The sequence below is a fragment of the Hymenobacter sp. M1-2 genome (assembly GCF_057808495.1).
Map to the genome: position 1 here is coordinate 75,998 of NZ_JBTYZO010000012.1, position 12,946 is coordinate 88,943.

The following is a 12,946-nucleotide window of genomic DNA, read 5'->3' on the forward strand; positions in this document are numbered from 1 at the left end:
AAGTGACATCCTCAGCAGAAAGAGGAAGGATTGCGTCGTCGTGCCTCCTCGCAATGACAGTCTTATTCATCGCGAGAGTAGCAGGGATAGTCAGCCACAGCACTCCTTCGTAACTTCGCGGCCTGTTACTGGTTGTAGCAGCAATTCACGGCAGCCCCCCACGGCTCTACAAAATCCGTGAAATCCGTTTAAATCCGCGCTAATCCGTGATCCATGCTTGATTCCATTGAAGAGGCCATTGCCGATATCCGCGCCGGAAAGGTGGTGGTGGTAGTGGACGACGAAGACCGTGAAAACGAAGGAGACTTTATCTGCGCCGCCCGTTGTGCCACGCCCGAAGTCATCAACTTTATGGCCACCCATGGCCGGGGCCTCGTCTGCGCCCCACTCATCGAAGACCGCTGCGAGGCGCTGGGCCTGGAGCTGATGGTGGGCCGCAATACGGCCTTGCACGCCACGCCCTTCACCGTGAGCATCGACCTGCTCAAAAACGGCGTCACGACCGGTATTTCGGCTTCCGACCGTAGCAAGACCACCCTCGCCCTCATCGACCCCGATACCAAGCCGGAGGAGCTGGGCAAGCCGGGCCACATTTTCCCGCTCAAAGCCCGCAAAGAAGGCGTGTTGCGCCGCGCCGGCCACACCGAAGCGGCCATCGACCTGGCCCGCCTGGCGGGGTTTGAGCCGGCCGGGGTGCTGGTGGAGATTCTAAAGGAAGACGGCGAAATGGCCCGCCTGCCGGAGCTACGCGAAATAGCCACCAAGTGGGGCCTGAAGCTGATTTCGGTGCAGGACCTCATCAAGTACCGCCTCGAAAAGGAAAGCCTCATCAGCCGCGACATCTCGGTGAAAATGCCCACCGAATGGGGCGATTTCGACCTCTACGCCTACACCCAGCGCTCCAACGGTGCCCAGCACCTGGCCCTGGTGAAAGGCGACATCTCCGGCTCCGAACCCGTATTGGCCCGCGTGCACTCCAGCTGCGTCACGGGCGACATTTTCGGTTCCTGCCGCTGCGACTGCGGCCCCCAGCTGCACCGCGCCATGGCGCAGATTGAGCGCGAAGGCCGCGGCGTCATCGTGTACATGAACCAGGAAGGCCGCGGCATTGGCCTGCTCAACAAGCTCAAAGCCTACAAGCTACAAGAGCAGGGCCGCGACACGGTGGAAGCCAACCTGGAACTGGGCTTCGGCATGGATGAGCGCGACTACGGCGTGGGCGCGCAAATCCTGCGCGACCTAGGCGTGAGCAAGATGCTGCTACTCACCAACAACCCCCGCAAGCGCACCGGCCTCGTCGGCTACGGCCTCGAAATCATAGACACGGTGCCCATCGAAATCGAGCCCAACCAACACAACGAGAGCTACCTCACCACCAAGCGCGACAAGCTGGGCCACACCATCCTGAGCAAAACTCTCGGCCAGCACCCGGCACAAGCCGCCGCCGAAGCCCTGTCGGCGGAGTAGCCGCTCGTACTGAACACAACATAGGCCTGACGCACGGCGGCCTACAGGAAGCCCCAGCGGGGCGGTATATCAGTAGTACTCCGTTGCTGCACTAACCTGTAGCCCCATCGGGGCGACACCAATCGTTGGACGGGTGGTGTCGCCCCTACGGGGCTTGATTCTTTTTGGCCTTAGTATTTCTACCGACATGCCGCCCCGCTGGGGCTCCCGTAGGTCGCTGTGCGTAAGGCCTAACACAACCCAACAACGCCCGCGACCTGAGCAGGTCGCGGGCGTTGTTGGGTTAGCTACCAGGGAAGCAGCCGGACGCTCAAGGCAACCAACTCAGTAACTGCGAGGAGTGGGGCGTACCTTATTTCTGGCGTCCTGAAAAATAAGGTACACCATTTGTACCCTATTTTTTAAAATCTGAGAAATAAGGTACAGATGATGTACCTTATTCTTTGACATCCAGAAAATAAGGTACAACGTTTTTTGCCATGCCGCGTCGGTCCAAGCCTTCTGATAGTTTGATGGCGCTTGTGCGCCGGTATTTCGGTTTGCAGCAGCTGGAACTGGCCCTGTATCTGGGGGTGAGTCCGGAGCTGGTGAAGCACGTTGAAGCCGGGCGCCGCTCCATTACCGGCCGGATACTGCTGCGTCTCAATCCGCTGGCTCTGCTCGTGCCGGCTGCGCCCGAGCCGGAGTATCTGGCCCCCGCCATCGAGCCGCTCACGGCCGCCCCCGACGTAGCGCCCCTGGAAGCCCGCCTCGATGAGTGCCTGCACTACGCGACTCGGCTGCGCCGCGAATTGCGTCAGCTGGCCGGCCCGATCCGGCACGCGCAACGCTGGCAGCGGGTGTTGCCGACCCTGCTGAGCGCCGCGCCGGCTATGGGCCCCCTGGCCGATGCCGAACACGAGGCCCGCACCCGGCGCTGGCTGCTGGTGCGGCAAGAGCGCGCCGCCGAAGACCTAAATGGGACCGTGGCGGCGCGCTACCACCTGCTGCGGCTGCGTGCCGAAGCCCTCGAAACCGAAGCCGCCGCCCTGGTTGAACTGCTGCCCCAGGTACCTGAATGGGCGAAAGTAAGATTGACGCGGCTGGGCCTCCTGCCGGAGTAGGCAGCTCAGGAGGATCAACCGACGCCGCCCCGCGTGAACCTGCTGCCTGTTTAGGCCGTTGTTCTCTTCATCCGACATTCGTCTTTTCGGTTACCTTGCTCCCGTTATGACCACGTCTCGTTACCTCTCCCTTTTCCTGCTGGCCGGGCTGCTGGCTCTGCCGAAAGCCACGCGGGCCCAGCGCGCGATGGTGCAGGAATTCGCGGGCAGCACCATTCTGCTTACCAACGGCGACACCCTCCGCGGCCCCCTCACGCTGCGCCGCGACCAGGACGTGCTGCTCATGGCCCAGCCCGATGGCACGCTCACCACGCTCTCGGCCGTATCCGTGAACAGCTTCGCGGTGAAAGGGGAGAAGACGGACAGCCGCCGCAACAACGGCTACTACGACAATTTCTACGACGCCCGCAACGGCTATTATTACGGCAACCCCATCTACAACCGGCCCATGCCCCGCTCGCGGCCGGAGTTGGAAGATGTGAACCGGGTGCGGGTGTTTCGCACCTTCCGTTGGAACCGCGGCAACGACTACAGCGACTTCAAGTCGCCAGCCTTTTTCGAGCAGCTCAGCAACGGCCCGCGCATGCTGCTGCGCCGCGAATCGCTGGTGGAGCGCACCGTGAACACCAGCCCGTATGGTTACGGGGGCTATGGGTACGGTTACGGCGGCGGGCGCTACATGGGCACCTACACCGATGTGAAGGATGATTTCTATCTCGCCACGCCCACCGGCAACATCATCCCGCTACGCAACCCCAAGAAAGATCTGTTGGCCGTGTTTCAAGGCCAGGCCCGGCAACTAGAGCAGTACGCCAAAGACAACAGACTCAATTTCACCGTAGCCCGCGAGCTAGCCTTCATCGTGAACTACGCCAATTCGCTGGTGAAGGAATGAGTGAATGGTGGATGAGTGAATGAGGTTGTAAGGCCAGCCGTGCAAGCCGCAGCGCGGCGACATATCGGTAGTAAAACCGCTCTTGCGTTTATTTTGAAAGCCCCGTAGGGGCGACACCCAACGATTGGTGCCGCCCCTACGGGGCTTAACGCTTCTAGTGTCCAGCCAGACTACCGATATGTCGCCGCGCCGCGGCTATACCTCGCTGTTCATTGTTCATTGCTCATTGAAACTACAGGTCCCGGCTGCGCAGGACCAGGTAGCTCAGGCCCCAAAACAATGCGGTGTAGGCCAGGGCGAGGGGAAGGGCCTGGGTGGGCAGTAGCGCCAGGGAGGGGCCGGCTACCGTGTCGAGGAGCTGCTGGCCGGGCATAGGCGTGAGGCTGTTGAAGATTTTAGCGGGTAAGTACCGGTCCAGCGTGTCGGGGAGCGAGAGGCGGGCCAGAGGCTCTACCACCCAGAGGTAGAGCAGAAACAGCAGAATGGCGGGGCCACTCCGGCGCACCAGTACGGCCACCAGCGCCGCCAGGGCCAGCAGCCCCAGCACCTGCACGCCGTAGAACAGCACGGCCGGCAAACCCGCCGGCGCCTGCCCCACGGTATCGGCGGCGCGGGTGAGGCCGAAGTAGAAGCCCGCCACCAGCACCACCAGCATGCCAAACCCGGCCAGCAGCCCCGACACCATCAGCTTGTTCTGCACCAGCCCCGCCACGGAGCCACCATCTATCACCTGCTGCCGAAACGTGCGGAACTGGAATTCGTCGGTTATCAGGATGATGAGCAGGATGCCGAGCAGCATGGTAAAGTAGCTCGCCACGTAGGTCAGCTTCTCCCACAGCTGCGGAAACACATACAACGACTGCCCCAGCTGCTGCCCGTTCAGGGTCACGCTCCCGCCCGCCGCTACAAACAGCCAGAGCAGCACCGCATACAGCAGCAGAATAATCCAGACGGTACGATAAGGCAGGATCTTACGAAGCTCGGCGCGAAGAAGCATTTTGATGTGCTGATTTTTTGATGTGCTAATGTGCTGATGGGTTGGTGTGCTAATGAGTTGATGTGCTGTTGTATTGATTTTTTGAATTGGTGAGGGGGTGATATGCTAATGTTTGAGGTGCTGAAGGGGTGATTCGTCCCAAACAGCTTAGGGCAATACCACCACTCAGCACATCAGCACATCAAAAAATCAGCACATCAGCACATCAGCACATCAAATAATCAGCACATCATTTAGTTAACTCCAGGAACTGGGCTTCGAGGCTGCGGTGGCGGAGTTCGAGGCCGGCCAGGACCAGGCCTTGCTCGAAAAGGGCGCGGTTTACGTCGGCGGGGCCGTGGGAGGGGGCCAGGGAGGCGCTGAGGATGTCGCCGGTTTCGGGGCGGACGTCCGTCACCCAGGGGAGGGCGGCCAGGGCTTGCTGGATGGCGGCGGCTGGCGTGTTGGGCGCAGGGCGCAGTAGTACCCGGTCGGCGGTGGCGAGGATGTTGCCAACGGGGCCGGCGGCGCGCAGCTCGCCGCGCTGCAATACGGCCACGTGGGTGCACACTTTCTCAATCTCGTCGAGTAGGTGGCTGGCCAGGATGATGGTTTTGCCCTCGGCGGCCAAACGCTGCACCAGGCCGCGCACTTCGGCAATGCCTTGCGGGTCGAGGCCATTGGTAGGTTCGTCGAGCACCAGCACTTCGGGGTTGCCGAGTAGGGTGGAGGCCAAGGCCAGCCGCTGCTTCATGCCCAAGGAAAAACCGCGAAAGGCGTCGTGCTGGCGGGTGCCCAGGCCCACAGTATCCAGCGCCCGGTCCACGCTCCGGGCATCGGCCTGCTTCACGTCGGCGGCCAGCAGCAGGTTTTGGCGGGCCGAGAGGTAGGGGAAGAAGTTCGGGGTTTCGAGCAAAGCTCCGACGCGCTGCCGGCTGGCCGCCGTAGGCTCCTGCCCAAACCAGCGGACCGTGCCGCCCGAGGCCCGCAGCACACCTAGCGCGATGCCGAGCGTGGTGGTTTTGCCGCTGCCATTCGGCCCCAGCAGGCCGTACACGCTGCCCGGCTCCACCCGCAGCGTCAGGCTCTTTAGAGCCTTAGTACTGCCGTAGCTTTTAGAAAGATTGTCGAGTTCGAGTATAGCCATGCCGGAAAGCTAGGAAAAAGCAGTGGGTTATATCGTCCCGCAGAGGCGCAGTTGACGCATCTCGCGTGCTAATGCCAGCACACATTCTGTTTATAGCGTTTCAGCAGTCGGTGTATACCGTACCGCTCTGTAGCCTGGGCTTCGGCCCGGAGCATTTGAGCCGAGGCATTTGGGCCAGCTGGTGCAGATTTCCCCGGGCTGAAGCCCAGGGCTACGTAGCGGAAAAGACTTACTATCATCACTCCACCGGCAGCTGGCCGCCGAACCAGCGGGCCACGGGGTAGCGCAAATGGGTTTTCTCGTAGTGCGGCGACTGGCGGAACACCCAATCGAGCTGGGCGGCGGGGCTGGCGGCGAAGGCGGGGTTCTGTTGCGTGAGCTTCTCCAGCCGCTGGCGCAGGGCCGGGTCCTGGCGGAGCAACGCGGCGGCCACGTCCTCGAACACGTAGTCGGAAAAATATTCCTTCTGCTGCAGAATACTGTCGAAGAAACCCCAGGCAAAAAACGAGTCGGTGGCTTGGGGCTCCAGGGTTTCGACGAGGTAGCGGGCGGCGGGCTGGCCGAGCAGGGCTACGTAGTCGCCTTGTCTGAAAGCCAGGGGCTGCTGGGTGGTGCGCAACTCCACGGCACTGTGCAGATAGTGGCCTTCGTAGGGCCGCTGGCCAGTTTTGTAGTTTTCCACATAGTAGACCTCGGCCGTGAGGGTCGTGTCGCGGCGCAGGCGGCGGAGCTGCACGCCGGAGAGGCGCAGGCGGTCCAGCACTTCGCCCCAGGCCTGCGGAATGAGGTAGGCCACGGGCCGCTGCACCTGCGCCGTGGGCCGGAACGTGTTGTAGTAGGGCAACACCCGCGTATAAGGCGCCTTCCGGTCGTAGTAGAGCCGCGGCTGCCCGCTCACTTCGCTGGGCTTCATGCGGCCTTCGTAGCCCAGAAACGCAATTTTTTCGGCGGCGGTGGTGTCGAGCTTCCAGGCCAGCGGGAACGAAGCCTGGGTTTGCAGCAGCTGTTGCGCCTTGGTCCGGGCACCGGCTAGCGCGTCTTTCTGCTGCGCCACGGCTTGCACCACCAAGTCCAGGAAATCATATTGTGCCTTCACGCGCGGTGCGTAGGCCTTCAGCATGTGCGTTTCCGTCACGAAGCCGATGGTATTGAACAGCGTGGTGTAGCCGGTGGAGTAGCGCGGCGTTTCCAGGAAGCCCGTCAGCCCGCGCGCGTCCGGCGTCTTGCCCTCAAAATCCACGTAGGGCGTCATGGGTGTCTTGCGCTTGGCCATGCCGGCGTAAAGCGCGGGCAGCAGCTGGCCCATCAGGTACTCGCTCAAGGCCGGGTGCAGCTTGTCTTTCTGCGTGGCAATGAGCGTCATGGTGTGCTGGTAGTCGGCGCCATCGGAGGTGTGCGTATCCACGAATACGTCGGGCTGCCAGCGCTGGAACAGCTGCGCGAAAGAGCGGGCATTGCGCGAATCCTGCTTGATGTAGTCCCGGTTCAGGTCGAGGTTGCGGGCGTTGCCGCGGAAGCCGTAGCTCTCCGGTCCGTTTTGGTTGGCGCGGGTGGTGGAGTTGCGGTTCAGGGCCCCATCCACGTTATAAATCGGGATGATGACCAGCGTGACGGATTGCAGCTGCTGCCGGAGCTTTTTCTGCTGCACGTAGTCGCGGGCCAGCATCATGGCCGCATCAATGCCTTCCGGCTCGCCGGGGTGAATGCCGTTCTGAATGAAGACCACGCGCCGCCCTTTGCCGCGCACCGAAGCTGGATCCGCATCGCCATCGAGGCTCACCACTACCTCGTGCAGGGGCTGCCCGCTGTCGGTGGGGCCGGCTTCGCGCATGGTTATTTCGGGGTAGGCCGCGTCGAGCTGCTGGTAGTAGCGGATGCACTCGGCGTAGGTGGCGGTGGTGTTGCCGTTGCCCCGCTCAAACGGTGTGCGCCAGTCGGTTTTGGCGGGCGGCGCCGCGAGCAGCAGCGCGGTAAGTAAAAAGGAGAACATGCGGCAAAGGAAGGAAAACCAAACGTCATGCCCGCGCGCCCGTCGCACCTCCTGTCCAGGAACAGCCAGAAAAACGGCAACTCACGCAGGAAACCAAAGCGGCAAGCACCGGCCAATGCCCATTGCTGACTCCCACCCATCTGCCCGCTTTTTCGGCGGGCTGATGGGTCGAAGCAAGCTGACTTCCGAACGGCCTTTCCGCAACTAAGGGCTGAAGTTGATTATCAGCGCATGTCAAGTCGTTCTGTCCGCGACCCGTCAGCCCGCCGAAAAAGCGGGCAGACGGGCAGGCGCCCATAGCTCCGGCTTCGCGCCTCGTTGCTGAGGTTGAACGACTAGCACCAGCTACTAGCAACGATATCGTTCAACGATGCGCGAAGCTGGAGCTTCGCGCTACAGGGCACTTAGTACAGCCGGCGGCGGGTGCGGGCGGGAAACAGCATTTCGTCGATGCTGTACCGGCCGGGGCCGCTAAACAGCAAGCCCAGAAACACGAAAGCCGCTTCCAGAGCGTGGGAATAGCCGTTGAATCCGTCGCCGCTGCTCGCATGCATGACGGTGGCCATAACCATAGTGCCCAGCAGCAGCACGCAGGTAAACCGGAAAAACAGGCCCAGTGCCAGCAACTGCCCCCCAATGGCCTCGGCCGCCGCGGCCAGAAACCCCCAGAACACCGGCGCGAAATCTAGCCCTACCAGCTTCATCACCCCACCCACCTGCGCCCACATTTCCGGCCCCCCGAAAAGCTTGGGGTAGCCGTGCATGGTGAACATAACGCCCATGCCAATACGCAGCAGCAAAAGGCCAAGGTCGTGGGTGCGGTAGCGGTTTTCAAACAGAGTCATGCAGGAAAGGGGAGTGGGCCCCAGGGGCGGAAAAAGTGAACAAAGCACAGGCCAGCCAGCCGGCCGACGTTGCCAAAGTACACGATTTTCCTTTGTTTCCTACTTCCGGGCCCAACGGCCTACCGGAAAAGTAATACCCCGGTGATGCGCGTGGCGGGTGGTACGTCGCCCGGCGTGAGCCGACGGTTGCGGCTGGTTTTCGGCATCGACTTTTCATCCAGCAGCCACGACATACCCACCTGGTCCGATACGGCCACCAGGCCCGCATCGGTGCGCTCTACGGTGGAAACGCCATACAACTGGCTGGCCGCCCCGAAGGGTGAGCCGACGCCAATGCCGGCCGCGGTGCGGTATTTGGGGTCCGTGATGCGCACCCGCCACAGGCGGTAGCCTTCGAGCGAGTCGCCCACCATTTCCAGCACCAACGGCGGTGCCTGCGGGTCGCGGTGGTCTGGCAGTTCATACACGGGGTAGCGGATGCCTTCGAGGGTGCGGGTAGTGGCCCGCAGCCGCTCGTACGGCACGGCTTTCAGCAGCTCCGACTCGCGCATATTAAGCCGGAGCGCCCCCACCCGGCCAGGGCTAATCAGGTGGTTGAGAGAGTCGGCGGGAGTAGCAATGGGGGCGGTGGCGTTACCATCCGGCTCGGAGGCAGTGGCGGCGGTAGGATCGGCGCCGGGGCTGGCAGCGGCCGGGTCGGCGGTGGGGCCGCTGGCGGGCGTGAAGGGGCCGGTTGCGGCGCCGGGGGAAGATGCCGCGCTACCAGCAGAGTCGGGAGAGGAGCAAGCAGCCAGCAGCGCGGCGGCGAGCAGGCACCCGGCGGGCCACGAAAAACGAGGTAATGCAAACATAAACAAGCAGTACGCACTCAGGCGCCACCACGTTGGCGCAATTACTAGGCGGTAAAGGCCACTGCGGAGCCAGAAGCCCGTCAACCTCTGCCAGCGGGCTGCGTACCTTTGCCCCGATTCCCGCATTTCAACCACCAACACCATTGCCCGTGACTGCTCCAGCCCGCAAGCCTCTGATTTTGATTTCCAACGACGACGGTATCACCGCGCCCGGCATTGCCACGCTCGTGCGCGTCATGCGCCGCATTGGCGAAGTGGTGGTGGTGGCGCCCAACTCGCCGCAGTCGGGCATGGGCCACGCCATCACCATCGGCCACCCGTTGCGCCTCGACGCCAGCACTATTTTCGAGGGCCTGGAAGCCTACGAGTGCAGCGGCACCCCCGCCGACTGCGTGAAGCTGGCCAAGCACCACGTGCTCAAAGAGCGGCAGCCTGATCTGGTGGTGTCGGGCATCAACCACGGCTCCAACGCATCGGTGAACGTGCTGTATTCGGGCACTATGTCGGCGGCCATTGAGGCGGCTATTGAAGGGCTGCCGGCCATTGGCTTCTCGCTCTGCGAGTACGGCCACGACGCCAATTTCGAGCATACTGAAGCCTGGGTGGAGCACATTGCCCGGCAGGCGCTAGAGCACGGCATTCCGGCGGGCACGGCTCTGAACGTGAACATTCCCAAAAAATCGGAGCAGCCCATTGCCGGCATTCGGCTCTGCCGCCAGGCCCGCGCCAAGTGGCAGGAGGAATTCGACCTGCGCCACGACCCTTACAACCGCCCGTACTACTGGCTGATTGGCGAATTCGTGAACCTCGACCAAGGCACTGACACCGACGAGTGGGCGTTGGCCAACAACTTCATTTCCGTCGTGCCTTGCCAGTTCGACCTCACGGCCCTGCACGCCATGCGCGAAATGAATACCACCTGGCAGCTCAATACCAGCCCCCCGGTTTACGCCGAGCCGGCTCCATACCTGGGCAGCGCCACCCCGGAACCCGGCGAGTCGGCTGAAGGATTGGGGTAGAGCCAAGCCGCGTTGCGTTTGAAGCGTCCTGAACACCTTCCATATTGTCAATTTGAAAGCCTCGCTCAAAGCGAGGCTTTTTTTGTGCTTATTCGTGTCCGTGTTCAGGCTTGCTCTCGTAATCAGGTATAGACCAGAAATAGAGAGCTAGAGATGGATCGTAAAAGTGCGATAGATATGCTCTCTTATTTCAAGCTTACCTCGGTATAAGAGAGCATGAGATAATTGTATGCGTGCTAACCCCACTGCCCCACTTTCAGCCCAACTTCTGCCTCGGATTCGGGCGTGGTTCAATCTGAGCCAACTAGAACTAGGGCGCTGTTTTGGTCTGAGCCGAACGATGATATCACAAGTAGAGCGGGGCGTGCGGGGGCTGCCGCTCGGGGCCGCACTACCACAAGCCGCTCTCACGCTGGCTCTCCAAACCACCCCCGCCGACCCGGCGCCCGAGGCCATTGACGCGGCTGCCCTGCGTGAGCACCAGCGCACCTGCCAGCAGCGCGCCGACCAGCTCGCTCTTGAGCTAACCCGGCTAACCGAGCGGGCGGCTTGGGCCCGGCGGCGGCTGGCGGCCCTGCCCACCCTCACGGCCACTCTCACCCCAGCCGGCGCTCAGCCACCGTCGTGGATAGCCGATTTCGCGGCCGAGGCCCGCGCGGAGCTGGCCCGAAGCGGCAGCACTGCTCAGGCCCTAATGCAACTGCGCCAGCAAGCCTTAACTGCGGAGGTTGCCGAAACAGCTAAGCTGCTGGAAGCCGCGGGTTTCCCGGAAAAATAGCTTTACTGCGCATTAAACCCAACGCGAATAGTCAGTCCTTCCAAATCAACACCCATAAAAAAGCCCGCCTGACAGAAATCAAGCGGGCTTTCACTGATCGTAACGCAAGCAGCGGATTAGCTTTGAAAACGAGTCTGCTGCTTGCCTTAATTGAGCTACGGGTGCGGTGGGTGAGCAAGGTGCGGGCCGGCGCGGACGTGCCGCACTACTGGGCTGGGCGCGTGGCGGAAAATGGGCGGTGCCGCGTGGGCCACGGGTGGCAGCCGCGCCGGTTGCAGCAGCACCGGCAGGTACAGCAGAGCCGCCAAGGCCAGCAGCAACAGCAGCAGCGCTAGCAGCGTCGTTTTAAACTTGGTTAGAGAAAAAAAAGAAGGCTTCATGGGGCGTAGAGCGGGAATACGCTCCCAATCTGCATTGCAAACCATGAAGACTGTATGAGCCTCCACTTTGCTTACGCGGATAGTTTTGGAGCACCCGCGGCCCCGAATTCCAGCGCGAACGTGCTGCCCTGGCCCAGCTCAGACGTAGCCGTGAGCGTGGCTTCGTGGAAAGTCGCGATGGTGAGGGCAATGGGCAACCCCAGGCCATAGCCTTCCGGTGCAGCCGCACCCTGGTGGAAACGCCGGAACCGGTCGAAGAGGTGGGGGATATTTTCGGGCGCGATGCCGGGCCCGGTGTCGGCCACGGTGAGGCGGTAGCCGCCACCGGGCCGCGGCTGGCCCGTTACATGTATACTGCCGCCCCAGCGATTGTACTTAACAGCGTTACTGAGCAGATTAAAGAGCAGCGTAAACAGCAGCGTGTGGTTGGCGCGGGGCAGCACGTAGTCGGGGACCAGGTGGGTGTGGAGCTGCAACTCGCGCTGGGCCAGCCGATCCTCCAACTCGTTGAGCACCTCGGCCAGCACCGCTGCCAACGACACCGACTCGTCGCGCAGGTACTGCTCGTTTTCGATGTTGGCAATGAGCAGCAGCGTGCGGACGGTGTTGCGCAGCCGGTAGAGCGTTTTCTGCGAATCCACGATTTTGAGCGAGTGCGCGTGGCTCAGTTCGGGGTCTTGCAGCATGTTTTCGAACCTCGATTGCAGAATACTCACCGGCGTCAGCAGCTCGTGCGACACGTTGCTCATAAACTCCCGCTCCTTTTCGAAGGCCGACTGAATTTGGCGCATCATCTCGTTGAGGCTGTCATCGAGGCGGCGAAAGTCGGTGGTGGTGGTAGGAATGGGAGTGAACGGGAAGGCCGAGGGGTGGCGCACGTTGCGCAGCTTGCGCGTGATTAGCTCGCTCAAGGGGCGCAGCAGAAACCGCGCGAAGGCCGCATCCGTCACGATGGTGAGCAGGGCCCCAATCACGATCACCCACAGCGCCAGCCGCCGCAGCGTGCCTTCCAGCAGCTCCACCGTAGCCAGTGAGGAGCCGATTTCCAGCCGGTAGGGGCGGCCCTGCTCCGCAAACCGATAGCTCAGAATCCGAAAGTCTTCTACCTCATTGTCTACCTGCCGCTGCTCATTGAAAACCTGCTCCGTGGCGTGCCTGGGAGCCGGGCCCTGCTCGGGCGTGAGGCTGATGTATTCCTGCTTGAGAATGTTGTAGTCGGCGTAGGCCTCGTTTTGTTCCTGCCGCACAAAGGCCGTCAGGCCGTCGCGGGCCACGAGGTCTAGTACCTCCCGCTTTTTCTCGTGCAGGCGCTGGTCGGTGTGCGAGATGGCCACGCGGCTCACCACCGGCGGAATCACCAGGGCCCCTAGCAGGACCAGCAGCAGCTTCGAGAGGGCATTGAATAAGGCTAGCTTGGCTTCAAGACGCATCGGTTGGGGCAGCGCGAGGAGCGGGAGTCGGGCGGGGCTCTGGGCTGCTCGCGAGGGTAGGCGGG

Annotated in this window: 12 protein-coding genes; 5 read left to right on the plus strand and 7 right to left on the minus strand. The window is 62.2% G+C overall.

The window, feature by feature from the left end; translation table 11 throughout:
• The first annotated feature begins 213 nt into the window (after nt 1-213).
• The 3 genes from ACYSMN_RS12990 (at nt 214) to ACYSMN_RS13000 (ending at nt 3,465) form a co-directional block, all read left to right on the plus strand.
• A complete protein-coding gene (locus ACYSMN_RS12990) occupies nt 214-1,467 on the plus strand; it encodes a bifunctional 3,4-dihydroxy-2-butanone-4-phosphate synthase/GTP cyclohydrolase II (RefSeq protein WP_488924318.1) in 1,254 nt (417 codons plus the stop codon).
• 479 nt (nt 1,468-1,946) lie between these two features.
• Nucleotides 1,947-2,570 carry a helix-turn-helix domain-containing protein gene (locus ACYSMN_RS12995; RefSeq protein ID WP_488924319.1) on the plus strand — a complete coding sequence of 208 codons (624 nt, stop codon included), beginning with the start codon at nt 1,947-1,949 and terminating at the stop codon, nt 2,568-2,570.
• Between the two features lie 106 nt (nt 2,571-2,676).
• Entirely contained in the window at nt 2,677-3,465 is a 789-nt protein-coding gene (locus tag ACYSMN_RS13000; protein ID WP_488924320.1) for a hypothetical protein, read from the plus strand.
• Between the two features lie 232 nt (nt 3,466-3,697).
• Here ACYSMN_RS13000 and ACYSMN_RS13005 read toward each other — a convergent pair whose 3' ends face one another.
• The 5 genes from ACYSMN_RS13005 to ACYSMN_RS13025 form a co-directional block, all read right to left on the minus strand.
• Complete coding sequence (locus tag ACYSMN_RS13005) at nt 3,698-4,462, minus strand: ABC transporter permease (protein ID WP_488924321.1); 765 nt, start codon at nt 4,460-4,462, stop codon at nt 3,698-3,700.
• A 229-nt stretch (nt 4,463-4,691) separates the two neighbouring features.
• Nucleotides 4,692-5,588 (minus strand): ABC transporter ATP-binding protein, encoded by an 897-nt coding sequence (locus tag ACYSMN_RS13010; RefSeq protein ID WP_488924322.1) that lies wholly within the window; start codon nt 5,586-5,588, stop codon nt 4,692-4,694.
• A 238-nt stretch (nt 5,589-5,826) separates the two neighbouring features.
• Entirely contained in the window at nt 5,827-7,578 is a 1,752-nt protein-coding gene (locus tag ACYSMN_RS13015; RefSeq protein ID WP_488924323.1) for a M14 family zinc carboxypeptidase, read from the minus strand.
• 404 nt (nt 7,579-7,982) lie between these two features.
• Nucleotides 7,983-8,423, minus strand: a complete 441-nt coding sequence (locus ACYSMN_RS13020) for a DoxX family protein (protein ID WP_488924324.1) — start codon at nt 8,421-8,423, stop codon at nt 7,983-7,985.
• Between the two features lie 119 nt (nt 8,424-8,542).
• Nucleotides 8,543-9,274 (minus strand): hypothetical protein, encoded by a 732-nt coding sequence (locus tag ACYSMN_RS13025; protein WP_488924325.1) that lies wholly within the window; start codon nt 9,272-9,274, stop codon nt 8,543-8,545.
• A gap of 149 nt (nt 9,275-9,423) precedes the next feature.
• Between ACYSMN_RS13025 and surE the strand changes: the two genes are divergently transcribed.
• Nucleotides 9,424-10,293 carry a 5'/3'-nucleotidase SurE gene (gene surE, locus ACYSMN_RS13030; protein WP_488924326.1) on the plus strand — a complete coding sequence of 290 codons (870 nt, stop codon included), beginning with the start codon at nt 9,424-9,426 and terminating at the stop codon, nt 10,291-10,293.
• Between the two features lie 340 nt (nt 10,294-10,633).
• Nucleotides 10,634-11,071, plus strand: a complete 438-nt coding sequence (locus ACYSMN_RS13035) for a hypothetical protein (RefSeq protein ID WP_488924327.1) — start codon at nt 10,634-10,636, stop codon at nt 11,069-11,071.
• A gap of 155 nt (nt 11,072-11,226) precedes the next feature.
• Here the strand turns inward: ACYSMN_RS13035 and ACYSMN_RS13040 are convergent, their stop codons facing one another.
• A complete protein-coding gene (locus ACYSMN_RS13040) occupies nt 11,227-11,451 on the minus strand; it encodes a hypothetical protein (RefSeq protein WP_488924328.1) in 225 nt (74 codons plus the stop codon).
• A 71-nt stretch (nt 11,452-11,522) separates the two neighbouring features.
• Nucleotides 11,523-12,881 (minus strand): sensor histidine kinase, encoded by a 1,359-nt coding sequence (locus ACYSMN_RS13045; RefSeq protein ID WP_488924329.1) that lies wholly within the window; start codon nt 12,879-12,881, stop codon nt 11,523-11,525.
• Nucleotides 12,882-12,946: the final 65 nt, after the last annotated feature.